We start from the raw sequence: 16,064 nt of genomic DNA, 5'->3' as shown, positions 1-16,064 counted from the left end.
CCCGGCCTCGTGAGCACTTCCCAGGGCAGTCACCGAGCCGGGCGGCGGTCGGCGCCGACCGTGCCGCCGCCCGTGCCCGTCCACGAGCAGCCGACGCAGGAGGCCGTCCTCGTGCCGGGCCAGGGCTCCCGCGCCGAGGCCCGGCGCGCCGCCCGCCGTCGCAAGGCCAGGCCGCGCCCCGGCGACAGCCTGCGGCGCATCGTCCCGCAGGCCCTCGTCGTCGCCTTCCTGGCCGGCGGCACGAGCGCCTTCGTCGCCAACGACAAGGCGATCCGGCTCTCCGTCGACGGCGTCCCGCGCACCCTGCACACCTTCGCCGACGACGTCGACGAGCTGCTCGCGGACGAGGGCCTCGCCGTCGGCTCGCACGACATCGTGGCTCCCGCCCCCGGCGCGGCCCTGACCAGCGGCGACGAGGTCGTCGTCCGCTACGGGCGGCCCGTCGCCCTCACCCTCGACGGCCGGCGCCGCCAGGTGTGGACCACCGCCAGGACCGTCGACGGCGCCCTGCGCCAGCTCGGTGTACGGGCCGAGGGCGCGTTCCTCTCCGTCTCCCGCAACGCCCCCATCTCCCGCCGGGGCCTCTCCCTCGACGTCCGCACCGAACGGACCGTCACCCTCCTCGCCGACGGCCGCGAGCGGACCCTGCGCACCAACGCCGCCACCGTCCGCGAGGCCGTCGAGGAGGCCGGGATCACCCTCTCCGGCCAGGACACCACCTCCGTACCGCCCGGCTCCTTCCCGCGCGACGGCCAGACGATCACCGTGCTGCGGATCACCGGCACCCAGGAGATCCGCGAGGAGCCGATCCCGTACGCGGTCGAGCGGACCCGCGACCCCGAGCTCTTCGCGGGCACGGAGGTCGTGGAGCGGCAGGGCGCCCAAGGCGTGCGCCGCGTCACCTACACCCTTCGGACCGTCAACGGCGTCCGGCAGAAGCCGAGGAAGACCGGCGAGGAGATCGTCCGCGAGCCCGTCAGCCGGAAGGTGAGGGTCGGCACCCGGCCGCTGCCCACGTCGGTCGCGGGCGCGGACGGGCTCGACTGGGGCGCGCTCGCCGCCTGTGAGTCCGGCGGCCGGCCGAACGCGGTCGACCCCTCGGGGACGTACGGCGGGCTCTACCAGTTCGACCCCGGCACCTGGCGGTCGCTGGGCGGCACCGGGGTCGCCCAGAACGCGTCCGCCTCGGAGCAGACGTACCGGGCGAAGAAGCTCTACGTGCAGCGCGGCGCGAGCCCCTGGCCGCACTGCGGCCGAAGGCTCACCCGGTGAGCCGTAGGCTGTACCGGTGAGCACCACCACCGGCCCCGACGGCCCCGACGCCCTCCTCGGCCCCGCCGACATCCGTGAACTGGCCGCCGCCCTCGGCGTGCGCCCCACGAAGCAGAAGGGCCAGAACTTCGTCATCGACGCCAACACCGTGCGGCGGATCGTCCGCACGGCCGAGGTGCGCCCCGACGACGTGGTCGTCGAGGTGGGCCCCGGGCTCGGCTCGCTGACTCTGGCGCTCCTGGAGGCCGCGGACCGGGTGACGGCCGTCGAGATCGACGACATCCTGGCGGGTGCGCTGCCGGCGACCATCGCCGCCCGGCTGCCGGCGAAGAAGGACCACTTCGCGCTGGTCCACTCCGACGCGATGGACGTCCAGGAGCTGCCGGGCCCGGCGCCGACGGCGCTCGTCGCGAACCTGCCGTACAACGTGGCCGTGCCGGTCCTGCTGCACATGCTCGACCGCTTCCCGACGATCGAGCGCACGCTCGTGATGGTCCAGGCGGAGGTCGCGGACCGGCTGGCGGCCAAGCCCGGCAACAAGGTGTACGGCGTGCCGTCGGTGAAGGCGAACTGGTACGCCGAGGTGAAGCGGGCGGGCTCGATCGGCCGCAACGTCTTCTGGCCGGCGCCGAACGTCGACTCGGGCCTCGTCTCCCTGGTCCGGCGTACGGAGCCGGTCGCCACGACCGCGTCGAAGACGGAGGTCTTCGCGGTCGTCGACGCGGCGTTCGCGCAGCGCCGCAAGACCCTGCGGGCCGCGCTCGCCGGCTGGGCGGGCTCGCCCGCGGCGGCGGAGGAGGCCCTGGTCAAGGCGGGCATCTCCCCGCAGGCCCGGGGAGAGGCCCTGACGGTGGAGGAGTTCGCGAGGATCGCGGAGGCGAAGTCGTGAGCGGCACGGGTCCGGGCACGGGGCAGGGCGCGATGTCGGGGCAGGGTGTGGACGGAGTGCGTTCCGCCGCCGCGCCAGGGGTGGAAGGCGTGCGTTCCGCCGCCGCGCCGGGTGTCACCGTGCGGGTGCCCGCCAAGGTCAACGTCCAGCTCGCCGTCGGCGCGGCGCGGCCCGACGGGTTCCACGACCTGGCCAACGTCTTCCTCGCCGTCTCCCTGTACGACGACGTGACCGCGACGCCCGCCGACGAGCTGACGGTCACCTGCGAGGGTCCCGACGCCGACAAGGTGCCGCTAGACCGGACCAACCTGGCCGCGCGCGCCGCGGAGCTGCTTGCCGCCCGGCACGGGATCTCCCCGGACGTACACCTGCACATCGCCAAGGACATCCCCGTCGCCGGCGGCATGGCGGGCGGCAGCGCGGACGGAGCGGGCGCGCTCCTCGCGTGCGACGCGCTGTGGGGCCTGAACTCCTCGCGCGCCGAACTCCTGGAGATCTGCGCCGAGCTCGGCAGCGACGTGCCGTTCAGCCTGGTCGGCGGTGCGGCCCTCGGTGTCGGCCGCGGCGAGAAGCTGACGGAGCTTCCGGTGGGCGGCACGTTCCACTGGGTCTTCGCCGTCGCCGACGGCGGGCTCTCGACGCCCGTGGTGTTCGGCGAGTTCGACCGCCTCACCGAGGGCGTCACCGTGCCCGAACCGGCCGCCTCCCCGGCGCTCCTGGACGCCCTGCGCACCGGCGACGTGACCACCCTGGCCGGTGCGCTGGCCAACGACCTCCAGCCGGCCGCCGTCTCCCTGCGGCCCGCCCTGAACGCCACGCTGGAGGCCGGTACGGCCGCCGGCGCCCTGGCGGCCCTCGTCTCGGGCTCCGGGCCGACGACCGCGTTCCTGGTGAAGGACGAGGACGCGGCCCGGGCGGTCGCCGACGCCCTGATCGCCTCCGGCACCTGCCGCACGGCCCGCGTGGCCACGTCTCCGGCGCCGGGCGCGACGGTCCTGTAGCCCCGCCAGGGGCTGTCCGCTAGCCCTTCTTCAGCGTGGCCAGGAGCAGGTTCGGGTCCGGCACCTCCTTGAAGAAGGACGCGCTGGTGACGTAGACGGTCTTGCCGCGCACCGCCACGGATGTCGGGTTGGACAGTCCGTCCTGCTCCGTGAGCACGATCGTGTGCGTCCCGTCGGGGCGTACGAGGGCGACGTCGTCGGTCATGATCAGCGCGGCGAGGACCGTGTCCCCCTTCCCGGTGAAGTCGAAGTCGTCGATCCAGGCGAGCCCGGTCGCCCGGGTCTCGATCGGGCCGGCGCTCTTGTCGGCGCGTACGGGGATGCGCAGCAGCGTCCGGCGGTCGGTGTTGGACACCCACACGGCGCCGTTGTGGAACTTGAGGCCGTTGGCGCCGACGCCGGCGCCGGCGGGCGGGGCGATGGGCTGGAGCGCCGTCCCGGTGGCCCAGGCCGTGGGCGTACCGCCCTCCTGCGGGACGCTCCACACGGTGCCGTGGACCGAGTCGGCGACGTACAGCGTGCGGCACTTCTCGTCGAGGGCGAGGGCGTTCGGGAACCCGTCGGCCGGCAGCTGGGCGATCTGCACGGGCGCGCCGCCGTCGGGGTCGACGCGCCAGACACCGGTCTCGCTCGTCCCGGTCGCGTACGTGACGTAGAGGGTGCCGTCGTGGGCGCGGGTGATGCCCAGGGCGGCGGCCACCCCGATGACGGGGGTGCTCGGGTTCTCGACGGCGGGCAGGGTCGCGAGGATCCGGGTGTCCCCGTTCTTGGCGACGCGGGCGACCTGCCGCGCGAAGGCGAAGGTCACGTTCGCGGAACCGTCGGGTTCGAGAGCGATGTTCTCCGGGGCCTGTCCGGCGGCGAAGTCGAAGTGGGCGACGACGCGCGGGTCGGTGACGGTCGGCTCTCCGGCGGAGGTGGGGGCGGAGGCGAGCAGGGCGAGGGCGAGGGCGGCCGTGGCGGCGACCGCCAGGCGTGGGAGCCGGGGCATGGGCTTCTCCTGGGGCGGGACTCGGGTCGTACGGTGCCGGTGCGGCAGCCGTGAACACCCTTGAACATGACGAACCGTCAGGTGGGGAGTCGTGTGCCGTGGCCGGGAGGTCGCCCGCGTGGCCGACGACATGGGGCCAGTCGGCCCGTACTCAGAACCGAGTTGAGTATGCGAGCGCTGCCGGGGGCCCGCAGCCGGGCGGGACCGTACCCGTATGGGAAACAGCGCAGTCAGCGCGCGGGAACTCGCCGCCGCCACACCCGCGACGCGGGACCGGTACGTCGACCTGCTGCGGGTCGCCTCGCTGGGGGTCGTGGTCCTCGGCCACTGGCTGATGGCAGCGGTGACCACCGACGGGTCGGTGGGCAACCTGCTGGCCGTCGTGCCGGAGCTCCAGGGGGTGACCTGGCTGCTCCAGGTCATGCCCGTGTTCTTCTTCGTGGGCGGGTTCTCCCACGCCCTCGCCTACCGCTCCCGCCCCGCCTACGCCGCCTTCCTCCGTGCCCGGCTCCAGCGGCTCCTGCGCCCGACGATGGTGTTCGTCGGGGTGTGGGGGAGCGCCGCGCTTGTGATCCAGCTGTTCGGCGCGGACGGAGGTCTGACCGGGGTCGCGCTGCGCCTCGTCACCCAGCCGCTCTGGTTCATCGGGATCTATCTCGCCATGGTGGCGTTCACGCCGCCGCTCCTGAAGCTGCATGAGCGGTGGGGCTGGGGCGCCTTCGCCGCGCTCGCGGGCGGGGCGGTCGCCGTGGACGTGCTGCGGTTCGCGTTCGACGTGCCCTTCGTGGAGTTCCTGAACTTCGCCTTCGTCTGGCTGGCCGTCCATCAGCTCGGCTTCCTCAGGGCCGACGGCATGATCCGCCTCCCCGGCGTCCTCGCCGCGGGCGGTCTGCTCGGCGCGGGCCTCCTCGTCGCCCTCGGGCCGTACCCGCTCTCCATGGTCGGGATGCCCGGCGAGAAGGTCTCCAACATGGCCCCGCCGACCCTCGCCCTGCTCGCGCACGGCCTCTGGCTGGTCGGCGCGGTGGAGCTGCTGAAGGGACCGGGCGCCCGGTTCGCGGCCCGCGCCGGCGTCTGGCACAAGATCGTCGCCGCCAACGGGATCGCCATGACCGCGTTCCTGTGGCACCTGACCGCGATGCTCGGCGTGTACGGGACGTTCCTCGCGCTCGACGTGACGCTGCCCGCGCCCGCGACCGGCGCCTGGTGGGCGCAGGTACCCCTCCGTATCGCGGCCGCGGCCGTTCTCACCGGCCTGCTGGTCGCCGCCTTCCGCCGCTTCGAACGCCCGGCCGCCCACCGCCCGCCCGCCGGCTCGGCCCCGCTCGCCGCCGTCGGCGTCACCCTCGCCCTCTTCGGCGTCCTCGGTCTGTCGATGACCGGCTTCGGCGGCCTCCTGGAGGGCCACGCGGCCACCCTCGTCGCCGTCCGTGTCACCGCCCCGGCCGCAATCGCGATGGCCCTCGTGGGCTGGCTGCTCGTCGAACGGGCGGGCCGCGCGCGGATTCCCGGTCAGCGCTCGCGCTGACCTCACGTCAGATCGACTGTGCGTCACGGAAGTCGGCGCGGCGTGACGGCCTTCGCCGGGCCGGACGAGGGCGTCGGAGGGCGCCCTTTCGCGTACGCCTACGCTGGTGCACGCGACAGGGCGGCATCGACGAGGTACGACGGATCGGAGCGTGACACGTGACGGGGGCGAACGGCGGAGAGCTGGTCGGCGAGGTACTCGGCGGGCGGTACCGCGTGACCGCCACGATCGGGCGCGGTGGCATGGGTGTGGTCGCGCGGGCCGTGGACCAGGTCCTGAACCGCGAGGTCGCCGTCAAGGTCCTGCGGGCCTACACCGACGCCTCCCCGGCCGAGCTGGCCGATCTGCGGGTCCGGATGGAGCGCGAGGCACAGGCCGCCGCCCGGATCCGGCACAGCGGTGTGGTCACCGTGCACGACGTCGTCGAGGAGCGGGGGCTGCCCGTCATCGTCATGGAGCTGGTCGACGGCCCCTCCCTCGACGACGTCCTCGCGGAGCGCGGCCCGCTGGACCCGCGCGAGGCGGCCACGATCGGTGCCAAGCTCATGGACGCGCTGGACGCGGCGCACCGGGCCGGCGTCCTGCACCGGGACGTCAAGCCGGGGAACGTGCTCCTCGAACGTGGGGGCCGCGTGGTCCTCACCGACTTCGGCATCGCCAGCATGGAGACCGCCGGTGACGAGGCCCTGGCCAAGCTGACCCAGAGCGGCCAGATCGTCGGCTCGCTCGACTACCTGCCGCCGGAGCGCGCGCAGGGCCAGGAGCCGGGGTCCGCCTCGGACGTCTGGGCGCTCGGCATGACGCTGTACGCGGCCGTGGAGGGCGCCTCGGCCTTCCGCCGTACGTCGGTCTGGTCCACGCTGGCGGCGATCGTCGGCGAGCCGCTGCCGGAGCCCGTGCGCGCCGGACCGCTCGCTCCCGTACTGCGGGCGCTGATGGCCAAGGACCCGCGGCAGCGTCCCGACGCCGCCCAGGCCCGCGAGATGCTGGAGGCGGTCGCCGCGGGCAGGACGCCGACCCCCGCGCCGGGGCCCGTACAGGCTCCCGCGCCGGGGCCCGTACCGGGGCCCGTACAGGCTCCCGCCCCCGCCCCCGCTCCCGTACAGGCACAGGCCCCCGGTCCCGCGGTACCGCCCGGTGCCTTCGGTCCGGCCGCGGCACCGTTCCAGCAGCCCGCCCCGCAGCCGGGCCTCCCGGCCACCCCGCACCCCGGCATGCATCCCGCCCCGCATCCCCCTCCCCACCCCGGCATGCAGCCCGCCCCGCAGCCGCACTTTCAGCCCGCCCCGCAGCCCGGTGCGCCCGTCGGCCCAGGCAGCCACGCCGACACCCGTACCGCGACCGTCCGTGAGCGTCGGCGCGGCGGCCGTACGGTCGTCGCGGCCGCCGTCGCCACCGTCCTCGTCGGCGGCGGAGTCGCCTACGGGCTGATGAACACGGAGAACGAACCGGCCGGCGGCGGCTCGGCGGCCGCACCTCCCACGTCGAGCGCCCCGGCCGACGGCGACATGTCCGGCAGCGGCGGTTCGGGCGACGGCCCGACCTCCCCGGGGGACCTGACGTCCATGAACCCCGAAGGCACGCCTGACGGCTCCGCCCCGGGCGAGGGCGGGGAGTCGGGTCCCACCCCGACGACGCCAGGCGACGGCGACAAGCCGTCCGCGCGCCCGTCCGGGAAACCGTCCGCGTCCCCGTCGGCCTCCGCGAAGCCCACGCCCAGCTCCACGGCGAAGGAGCCCACCCCCGTCACCACGGCGTGCACCGGCTGGGCCCACGCGAACCGCAGCGACGGCTACGGATACCTGGCCCAGAACTCCCACCTCTACACCGGGCCGTACGCGGACTGCGGCTGGGTGACCGCGGTCAAGGACGGCGTGAAGGTCTACTACCACTGCTACGTCACCAACGCCCACGGCAACAAGTGGATCTACGCCCGTATCCAGAACACCGAGACCGAGGGATGGGTGTTCGCCGACAAAACCACCGGGGGGAGCGGCGGCCTCGCCCGCTGCTAGGGCCCCACGGATCCTGCGGGCGTCGCCGTACCGGCCCGGCGTCTACCCTTGGACGTCGATCCATCCCCCCGTACAGGAGTCAAAGTGGCCGTCAACCTGGTCAATGTCGAGGCTGTCAGCAAGGTGTACGGCACACGTGCCCTGCTCGACGGCGTCTCGCTCGGCGTCTCCGAGGGTGACCGGATCGGCGTCGTGGGCCGCAACGGCGACGGCAAGACCACCCTCATCCGGATGCTCGCCAAGCTGGAGGAGGCCGACACCGGCCGGGTCACGCACAGTGGCGGGCTGCGGCTCGGCGTGCTCACGCAGCACGACTCGCTCGACCCGAAGGCCACCATCCGGCACGAGGTCATCGGCGTCATGGCCGACCACGAGTGGGCCGGCAGCGCCAAGATCCGCGACGTGCTCACAGGCCTCTTCGGCGGGCTCGACCTGCCCGGCTTCGACCAGGGCCTCGACACGGTCATCGGCCCGCTCTCCGGTGGCGAGCGTCGCCGGATCGCGCTCGCCAAGCTCCTCATCGAGGACCAGGACCTGATCGTCCTCGACGAGCCCACCAACCACCTCGACGTCGAGGGCATCTCCTGGCTCGCCAAGCACCTCCAGGAGCGCCGTTCCGCGCTCGTCTGCGTCACCCACGACCGCTGGTTCCTCGACCAGGTCTGCACCCGCATGTGGGACGTGCAGCGCGGTGACGTGCACGAGTACGAGGGCGGCTACTCCGACTACGTCTTCGCCCGCGCCGAGCGCGAGCGCATCGCGGCGACGGAGGAGGTCAAGCGGCAGAACCTGATGCGCAAGGAGCTCGCCTGGCTGCGGCGCGGCGCCCCCGCCCGTACCTCCAAGCCCCGCTACCGCATCGAGGCGGCCAACGAGCTGATCGCCGACGTGCCGCCGCCGCGCGACACCTCCGAGCTGATGAAGTTCGCCAACGCCCGGCTCGGCAAGACGGTCTTCGACCTGGAGGACGTCACCGTCACCGCCGGCCCCAAGACGCTGCTCAAGCACCTCACCTGGCAGCTCGGGCCCGGCGACCGCATCGGCCTGGTCGGCGTCAACGGCGCCGGCAAGACCTCCCTGCTGCGCGCGCTCGCCGACGCGGCCGTCAGCCAGGGTGAGCAGCAGCCGGCGGCCGGGAAGATCGTCGTCGGCAAGACCGTACGGCTCGCCTACCTCTCCCAGGACGTCACCGAGCTGCCCGCGACGCTGCGCGTCCTGGAGGCCGTCCAGCAGATCCGCGACCGGGTCGACCTCGGCAAGGGCCGCGAGATGACCGCGGGTCAGCTGTGCGAGCAGTTCGGCTTCTCCAAGGAGAAGCAGTGGACGCCGGTCGGCGACCTCTCCGGTGGCGAGCGGCGCAGGCTCCAGCTGCTGCGTCTGCTGATGGACGAGCCGAACGTCCTCTTCCTCGACGAGCCCACCAACGACCTGGACATCGAGACCCTGACCCAGCTCGAGGACCTCCTCGACGGCTGGCCGGGCTCCATGGTTGTCATCTCCCACGACCGGTTCTTCATCGAGCGCACCACCGACCGCACGTTCGCGCTGCTCGGCGACGCGACGCTGCGGATGCTGCCGCGCGGAATCGACGAGTACCTGGAGCGGCGTCAGAAGATGATCGAGGCGTCGGTGCCCACCCCGGCCGCCGCCGCGTCCGCGCCGACGAAGCCCGGTCTCTCCGCCGCAGACGCGCGCGCCGCGAAGAAGGAGCTCCAGAAGGTCGAGCGCCAGCTGGACAAGGTCTCCGAGAAGGAGGCCAAGCTGCACACGCAGATCGCCGAAAACGCCACCGACTTCGAGAAGGTCGCGAAGTTGGACGCCGAGCTCCGGGAACTCGCGGGTGAGCGCGAGGAATTGGAGATGCGTTGGCTGGAATTGGCGGAGGATGCGTAGAGAAGCCGTGCGAAACGCGTAACGAGGGCATCACGGGCCGGTCCTCCCTTGGGAACAAGGGGTGGACCGGTCGTTTTTGCGCCATCCCCCGAGTGGTAGAAAGAAAACCCGCTCACACCAAGGGGGAACGCGCTGATGACCCAGCCGCCCAGCAACCAGCCGCCGGGCTTCGGCGCACCGAACCCGGATCCGAACCAGAATCCGGATCCGAATGCGGCTCAGAACCCGGCTCAGGGACCGCCCCAGGGCCCGCCGCCGATGCCGCCGCAGGCCCCGCCGATGCCGCCCCAGGCTCCGCCGGTCCCGCCGCAGGCTCCGCAGGCCCCGGCCCCGCAGACGCCGCCGCCCGCCGCGCCCGGTCCGTACAACCAGCCGCCGCAGCCGGGTTACGGGTACCCCCAGCAGCAGCCGGGCCCGTACAACCAGCCGCCGCAGGCCGGTTACGGATACCCCCAGCAGCCCGGCCCGTACGGTCAGCAGCCCGGTCCCTACGGTCAGCAGCCCGGTCCCTACGGCGGCGGCTACCCCGCCCCGGCGCCCGCGCCCGGCGGCAAGAACCCCTTCAAGGGCAAGCCGGCCGTCATCGTCGCCGCGGCCGTGGCCGCCGCGCTCGTCATCGGCGGTGGCACCTGGTTCGCGCTCAGCGGTGACGGCGAGGACAAGCCGGTCGCCAAGCCGACCGCCACCAGCGACACCCCGAAGCCCTCCGAGTCCATCGACCAGGGCGACGGCAACGGTGACGGCGGGGGCCGCAACGGCGAGGACGACCTCAACGCCGGCCGCAAGCCCGGCGAGGCCAAGATCAACTGGCTGCTCAAGAACAACGTCGACCTGCCCCGCAACGGCGCCGACGTCTTCGGTCCGTGGGTCGTCGGCGATGTCGTCGCCAAGGCCATGTACAAGGGCATCAGCGGCTACGCCCTCGGCGACGGCGCCTCCAAGTGGCACCTCGACCTGCCCTTCGAGGTGTGCGCCGCGGCCCCCGAGCCCGCCGCCGACGGCACGACCGTCATCGGCGTCAACGACAAGGCCGGCGACCGCGCCGACTGCACCGTCCTCCAGCAGGTCAACCTGAAGACGGGCAAGGCGGGCTGGAAGAAGACCCTCGACAAGGGCACCGGCTTCAGCTCGCTCTCCGACATCACGCTCGCCATCAGCGGCGGCACCGTGACGGCGGCCGGCACCAACAACTCCTGGGGCTTCTCGCTCAGCGACGGCAAGCAGCTCTTCGGCAAGCCGGCCACCGGCCAGTGCCAGCCGTACGCCTTCGCGGGCGGCGCGAAGCTGATCGCCGCCGCCAGCTGCCGTACGAGCGACGTCAACAAGAAGCAGGAGCAGATCAGCGAGGTCGACCCGAACACCGGCAAGCCCCGGTGGACCTTCAAGCTCCAGCCCAACTGGGAGGTCGACAAGGTCTACTCGGTGAACCCGCTCGTCGTCTCCGCCCAGCAGCGCGACGAGAAGAAGTGGACCGTCTTCGCCGTCACCCCCGACGGCAAGCTCCGCTCGCAGATCCAGGGCGGCACCGACAAGTACGCCCCCGACTGCGGCGGCGGCGCGTTCGTCATCTTCGGCCGCAACCTCCAGGGCTGCCAGGGCGTGGCCGCCGACGCCAACACCTTCTACATGGCGACGGACTCCGAGTACCGCCAGGCCAACGCCGTCGTCGCGTTCGACCTGAACACCGGCAAGCAGAAGTGGCGCGCCGCCGCCCCCGCCGAGCGCTCGATCACCCCGCTGCGCATGGAGGGTTCGGAGGTCGTCGTCTACATGAAGGCGATGTACGACAAGGGCGGCGCGGTCGCCACGATCGCCCCGACCGGCGGCACCCCGAAGATCCTCCAGCAGCACCCGCTGGCGACGGCCGAGATCGAGGACGACTACTACAACCCGGCCTACGTCTACTCGGGCGGCACCTTCGTCGTCGCGGCGGGCCGCGTCAGCGCCCAGAACGACGCGGAGGAGAAGGAGACCAAGACGATGATGGCCTTCAGCAAGTGAGGCCCGGCCGAATCCGATGACGACACCGCAGAAACCGGAGTCGCCCGCGCCGACGTACGGGCCGTACGGACGACTCAATCCGTACGGCGGCGGGGGCTCCGGCCCCGTCGTGCCGCCTCAGGCACCGCCACCACCCGTCCGCGGGAAGCACCGCCGTACCACCGCCGTGATCGCGGCGGTGGTGGCACTGCTGCTCGCCTCCGGTGGCGTGGCCTGGTACGCCCTGGGGGGCGACGAGGGCTCACGGGGCACCGACGACGCCAAGGCGTCGCCGGGCCCCACCGCCGCCGGCGCGGCGACCCCGTCCGCCGGGCCCTCGGGTCCGCCGGCCCCGGACGCCGCCGACGCGGCCCGCTACAACGCGGGCCGCGCTCCGGGCGAGGCCTCCGTCCTGTGGGTCCGGAAGAACGACATCGACGTCACCACGCTCACCGGCGACGTCTTCGGCCCCTGGCTGGTCGGCGACACCCTGGTCACCGCCATGTACCGCACGGTCACGGCCCATTCGGTCGTCGACGGCACGGTGAAGTGGCGGATGATGCTCGACACCGAGATCTGCCGTGCGTCGCACGACGCCTCGGCCGACGGGAAGATCGTCCTCGCCCGCAAGGACCGACTCCACGCGGACGTCGACGAGTGCCGTCAGCTCCAGGCGATCGACCTTCGCTCCGGCAGGTCCAGCTGGCAGCGGAAGATCGTGAAGGAAGGCAACTTCGACTTCGGGACGAACTTCTCGCTGGCGATCAGCGGCGGCACCGTCACCGCGGGCCGGGACCAGTACTCCACCGGATACCGGCTCAGCGACGGCAAGCAGCTCTTCGGCCGGTGGGAGAAGAGCGAGTGTCAGCCGTACGCGTACGCCGGAGGCCCGAAGCTGGTGGCGGCGGTCTCCTGCACGAAGGACGTGAACAAGCCGCAGGAGGAGATCCACGAGGTCGATCCGGTGACCGGGAAGTCCCGCTGGAAGTACCGGCTTCCCGTCGGCTACCGGGTGGACCACGTCCTGTCCGTACGACCGCTCGTCGTCTCGGCCGACAACCGCGCCCAGGGCACCCACGGCATGGTCGTCCTCAACGAGGACGGCACGAAGCGCGCGTCGCTCAAGGGCCCCGGCTTCTATGCCGAGGGGTGCGACGACGACACCGTCCAGCGGGGCAACCTGCAGCGATGCCAGGTCGTCGCGGACGACACCACCGTCTACATCGCGATCGAGGGAGCGCCCGAGGGAGCGCCCGAGGGCAAGGGCAACGAGATCGCCGCCTTCGACCTCGACACCGGCGCCATCGTGCGGCGCATCCAGGGACTCGACGGGCGCAGGTCCTGGCCGCTGCGGATGGAGGGCGGCTCGCTGGTCGTCCGCAGGGCCGCGCTGCTCGACGAGCCGGGTTCGCTGGCCACCGTCGCGCCGGGCGCGACCGAGCCCGTCGAGACGCTCCGCCTGCCGCGCGTGACCGGGCGCCTGGAGTCGCGCTTCCACGATTCGCCGGCGCTGTACGTCGACGGCCGGTACATCCTTGTGCAGCAGCTCGTCCTGGGTGCGAACGACGACGAGGAGATGAAGAGGGAGACGCTGTTGGCCTTCGGCAAGTGACACCGACCCCCGTCCGTCCTCCCACACCTCAGAGGTATCCACACCATGACGCAGCCGCCGCCACCGCCCAACCAGCCCCCGGGCCCGCCACCGAACCAGCCGCCGCAGGGCGGGTTCGGCGCGCCGCAGGACCCGCCGCCCGGAGGGTTCGGCGCGCCCACGCCGCCGCCGAACCAGCCATCGTACGGCTACCCCCAGCAGCCTGCGACGCAGCCGCAGTACGGCTACCCGCAGCCTGAGCAGCCTGCGACGCAGCCGCAGTACGGTTACCCGCAGCCCGAGCAGCCGCCCACGCAGCCGCAGTACGGCTACCCGCAGCAGCCGCAGCAGCCGTACGGGTATCCCACCCAGCAGCAGCCCTACGGCTATCCGCAGCAGCCAGTGCCCATGGCCCCCGCCGGCGGCAAGAAGCTGTCCGCGCAGATGCAGATCGTCATCGCCGCCGTCGTCGCCGTCGCCCTGATCGTCGGCGGCGGTATCTGGTACGCCAACTCCGGCGGCGGCGAGGAGAACGACACCGCGGGCGGCACCACCGGCTCGACCCAGGAGCAGAACAAGGGCGGCAACGGCCTCGGCGGCAACGGCAAGGAGAAGGTGCCGGGCAACACGCAGGCCACGCTCAAGTTCCAGCTCCCCGAGCCCAAGGTCGAGGACATCACCGACGTCGGCGGCTCCTGGATCACCGACAAGGCGTACGTCAAGACCGGCGTCAACTCGATCGTCGGCTACGACCTCGACAAGGGCACCCCGGTCTGGACCCTGCCCCTGCCCGGTCAGGTCTGCGGCACCTCGCGCCACACCACCGCCGACAACAAGACCGCCATCCTCTTCGAGGCGACCAAGCGTGTCGGGCCGAAGTTCTACCAGCCGTGCACCGAGGTCGGCGTCGTCGACCTGACCGCCGGCAAGCTGGTGTGGTCCACCTCCGTCACCGGCGGCAACGCGGGCGACGGCAAGGCCAAGTTCAGCGAGGTCACGCTCAGCGGCACGACCGTCGCGGCCGGCGGCACCGACGGCGGCGCCGCCTTCGACCTGGCCAACGGCAACCCGCGCTGGAAGCCCCAGGCCAACGCGCAGGACTGCTACGACATGGGCTACGGCGGCGGCGAGGGCCTCGTCGCGGCGCGCAAGTGCGGTTCGTACGGCAGCCAGTACGTCGTCATCCAGAACCTCAACCCGACGACGGGCCAGCCCATCTCCCAGTACAAGATGCCCACGGGCGTGGAGTACGCGGCGGTCGTCTCGACCAAGCCGCTCGTGGTCGCCGCCGACGTCGGCGACACCGCCGGTGACGGCAGCGGCATCTCGGACTTCTTCTCGATCGACGAGAAGACCGGCAAGCTGAAGGCCAAGATCGCGGCGAACGCGGACCGTTTCGCGGGCCGTTGCCGCTCCACCGAGGTCGAGACCTGCAGCAAGATCGTCGTCGGCAACGGCCGGCTGTACCTGCCCACCGAGGAGCACGAGGGCTCCACCGGTGAGTACGGCGACGAGACGAACGAGATCCTGTCGTTCGACCTGACCACCGGGAAGCAGGCCCCCGAGAAGGCCGACGCCGGCGACCGGTACACGCTGTTCCCGCTGCGCATGGACGGCGGCAACATCATCGCGTACAAGGCCCCGCCGTACGACAAGGGCGGGCAGATCGTCTCCATCGACGGCGGCACCATGAAGTCGACGCTGCTCCTGGAGAACCCGTCGGACAAGACGGTGCGGGACGCCGAGGGCAGCTTCTCGGCGGACTACTCCGAGATGCTCTACGCGAACGGCCGGATGTTCATCTCCGCCGTCAACCTGAGCAAGCCGCGCGAGTCGTCCTCGACGACCGACAAGGAGTACCTGGCACTGGCGTTCGGCACCAGCTGACCCGGCCGCACGGAAGCACAGCCCGGCGCGTCGAATCACTCGACGCGCCGGGCTGTTTGCGTGGGCCCTTGTTGGGTGAGTATTCGACAGTCTGGGGGGACAAGCGTGTAGTTTGCCGGGTCATCGGAGTGACTGGGGCCGGGGGACGGCTTCAGGGGGGAACTGAGGGGTTGCTCGATGGGCGTGCGGCTCATGGTGGTCGACGACCACCGACTGCTCGCCGAGGCGCTGGCCTCGGCACTGAAACTGCGCGGGCACCGTGTGCTCGCGGCGGCGGCCCCGGTCGCGGGCGCCGCGGAACTGGTGGTGAGCCGGGCGCCCGAGGTGTGCCTGCTGGGCACGGCCGCCCCGGCGGAGCCGGGGGCCTTCGACCCGATCGTACGGATCAAGCGGGAGCGGCCGCAGGTGGCCGTGGTCGTGCTGGGCCCTGTGCCCTCGCCGCGCGGGATCGCCGCGGCCTTCGCGGCCGGCGCCTCCGGATACGTACGGCACGACGAGCGCATCGAGGGCGTCGAGCGGGCGCTGATCAAGGCGCGGGCGGGGGAGTCGGCGGTGGCGCCGCAGCTCCTCCAGGGGGCCTTCACGGAGCTGCTCAACCCGGCGGCGCAGCCCGACGACGAGGGGCAGCGGCTGCTGCGGATGCTGACGCCGCGCGAGGTCGAGGTCCTGGTCCGGGTAGCCGAGGGCGAGGACACCCGGCTGATCGCCGCCGGGATGGGGATCGCGCCGAGCACGGCGCGCACCCATGTGCAGCGGGTGCTGATGAAGCTGGGTGTGGGGTCGCGTCTCGAGGCGGCGGCGCTGGCCGCACGCACGGGGCTGCTGGACCGCGCCCCGGTGCCGGGAGCCCGCAGCGAGTACCCGTGACGACGATCCGTAACGCGGATCCGTCACCCTTGCCCGTTGCCGCGTCCGCGGCCTGAACGCATCCGCGTCAACCTGCGCGATGTGCGCTCACCGTTGACTCGTGATGTTTGATTGTGGTTCCTTGTGCGTGGTTCTGTTTGGTTCCCCGCT

11 protein-coding genes are annotated in these 16,064 nt (G+C 72.5%); 10 read left to right on the top strand and 1 reads right to left on the bottom strand.

Annotation, left to right across the window (positions count from 1 at the left end; genetic code table 11):
- Positions 1–9 precede the first annotated feature (9 nt).
- Genes ACFY8U_RS32665 through ACFY8U_RS32655 form a run of 3 tightly spaced genes read left to right on the top strand, consistent with a single transcriptional unit; the run spans position 10 to position 3,162 of the window.
- Positions 10–1,272, top strand: coding sequence for a ubiquitin-like domain-containing protein (locus tag ACFY8U_RS32665; RefSeq protein WP_389575804.1), 1,263 nt, complete (start codon positions 10–12; stop codon positions 1,270–1,272).
- Positions 1,273–1,288: 16 nt separating this feature from the next.
- The gene (gene rsmA / locus ACFY8U_RS32660; RefSeq protein WP_389575803.1) at positions 1,289–2,161 is read left to right on the top strand and encodes a 16S rRNA (adenine(1518)-N(6)/adenine(1519)-N(6))-dimethyltransferase RsmA; all 873 of its coding nucleotides are present in this window, start codon (positions 1,289–1,291) and stop codon (positions 2,159–2,161) included.
- A gap of 32 nt (positions 2,162–2,193) precedes the next feature.
- Complete coding sequence (locus ACFY8U_RS32655; RefSeq protein ID WP_389575982.1) at positions 2,194–3,162, top strand: 4-(cytidine 5'-diphospho)-2-C-methyl-D-erythritol kinase; 969 nt, start codon at positions 2,194–2,196, stop codon at positions 3,160–3,162.
- A gap of 19 nt (positions 3,163–3,181) precedes the next feature.
- On the opposite strand, the gene ACFY8U_RS32650 is transcribed toward ACFY8U_RS32655, so the two are convergent.
- A complete protein-coding gene (locus ACFY8U_RS32650) occupies positions 3,182–4,153 on the bottom strand; it encodes an SMP-30/gluconolactonase/LRE family protein (protein WP_389575802.1) in 972 nt (323 codons plus the stop codon).
- Positions 4,154–4,367: 214 nt separating this feature from the next.
- Between ACFY8U_RS32650 and ACFY8U_RS32645 the strand changes: the two genes are divergently transcribed.
- The 7 genes from ACFY8U_RS32645 (at position 4,368) to ACFY8U_RS32615 (ending at position 15,914) form a co-directional block, all read left to right on the top strand.
- Positions 4,368–5,681 (top strand): acyltransferase, encoded by a 1,314-nt coding sequence (locus ACFY8U_RS32645; protein WP_389575801.1) that lies wholly within the window; start codon positions 4,368–4,370, stop codon positions 5,679–5,681.
- Positions 5,682–5,839: 158 nt separating this feature from the next.
- Complete coding sequence (locus ACFY8U_RS32640) at positions 5,840–7,696, top strand: protein kinase (RefSeq protein WP_389575800.1); 1,857 nt, start codon at positions 5,840–5,842, stop codon at positions 7,694–7,696.
- An 84-nt stretch (positions 7,697–7,780) separates the two neighbouring features.
- Positions 7,781–9,589, top strand: a complete 1,809-nt coding sequence (locus tag ACFY8U_RS32635) for an ABC-F family ATP-binding cassette domain-containing protein (protein ID WP_389575799.1) — start codon at positions 7,781–7,783, stop codon at positions 9,587–9,589.
- Positions 9,590–9,724: 135 nt separating this feature from the next.
- Positions 9,725–11,590, top strand: a complete 1,866-nt coding sequence (locus tag ACFY8U_RS32630; protein ID WP_389575798.1) for a PQQ-binding-like beta-propeller repeat protein — start codon at positions 9,725–9,727, stop codon at positions 11,588–11,590.
- 16 nt (positions 11,591–11,606) lie between these two features.
- Entirely contained in the window at positions 11,607–13,181 is a 1,575-nt protein-coding gene (locus ACFY8U_RS32625) for a PQQ-binding-like beta-propeller repeat protein (protein WP_389575797.1), read from the top strand.
- A gap of 45 nt (positions 13,182–13,226) precedes the next feature.
- Positions 13,227–15,047: a PQQ-binding-like beta-propeller repeat protein gene (locus tag ACFY8U_RS32620; RefSeq protein WP_389575796.1), complete on the top strand. Its 1,821-nt coding sequence runs from the start codon at positions 13,227–13,229 to the stop codon at positions 15,045–15,047.
- Positions 15,048–15,224: 177 nt separating this feature from the next.
- On the top strand, positions 15,225–15,914 hold the full coding sequence (locus tag ACFY8U_RS32615; RefSeq protein ID WP_260230064.1) for a LuxR C-terminal-related transcriptional regulator: 690 nt from the start codon (positions 15,225–15,227) through the stop codon (positions 15,912–15,914).
- Positions 15,915–16,064 lie beyond the last annotated feature (150 nt).

The organism is Streptomyces sp. NPDC012508 (assembly GCF_042902595.1).
Lineage (GTDB): Bacteria > Actinomycetota > Actinomycetes > Streptomycetales > Streptomycetaceae > Streptomyces.
This window is presented reverse-complemented; position numbering and strand designations above follow the sequence as displayed.

What these genes read in the sequence shown, in the direction of transcription:
- ACFY8U_RS32650 (WP_389575802.1), bottom strand. Translation starts at nt 4,153, where the DNA reads ATGCCCCGGCTCCCACGCCTGGCGGTCGCCGCCACGGCCGCCCTCGCC.
- ACFY8U_RS32620 (WP_389575796.1), top strand. Translation starts at nt 13,227, where the DNA reads ATGACGCAGCCGCCGCCACCGCCCAACCAGCCCCCGGGCCCGCCACCG.
- ACFY8U_RS32645 (WP_389575801.1), top strand. Translation starts at nt 4,368, where the DNA reads ATGGGAAACAGCGCAGTCAGCGCGCGGGAACTCGCCGCCGCCACACCC.
- ACFY8U_RS32630 (WP_389575798.1), top strand. Translation starts at nt 9,725, where the DNA reads ATGACCCAGCCGCCCAGCAACCAGCCGCCGGGCTTCGGCGCACCGAAC.
- ACFY8U_RS32655 (WP_389575982.1), top strand. Translation starts at nt 2,194, where the DNA reads ATGTCGGGGCAGGGTGTGGACGGAGTGCGTTCCGCCGCCGCGCCAGGG.
- ACFY8U_RS32625 (WP_389575797.1), top strand. Translation starts at nt 11,607, where the DNA reads ATGACGACACCGCAGAAACCGGAGTCGCCCGCGCCGACGTACGGGCCG.
- ACFY8U_RS32615 (WP_260230064.1), top strand. Translation starts at nt 15,225, where the DNA reads ATGGGCGTGCGGCTCATGGTGGTCGACGACCACCGACTGCTCGCCGAG.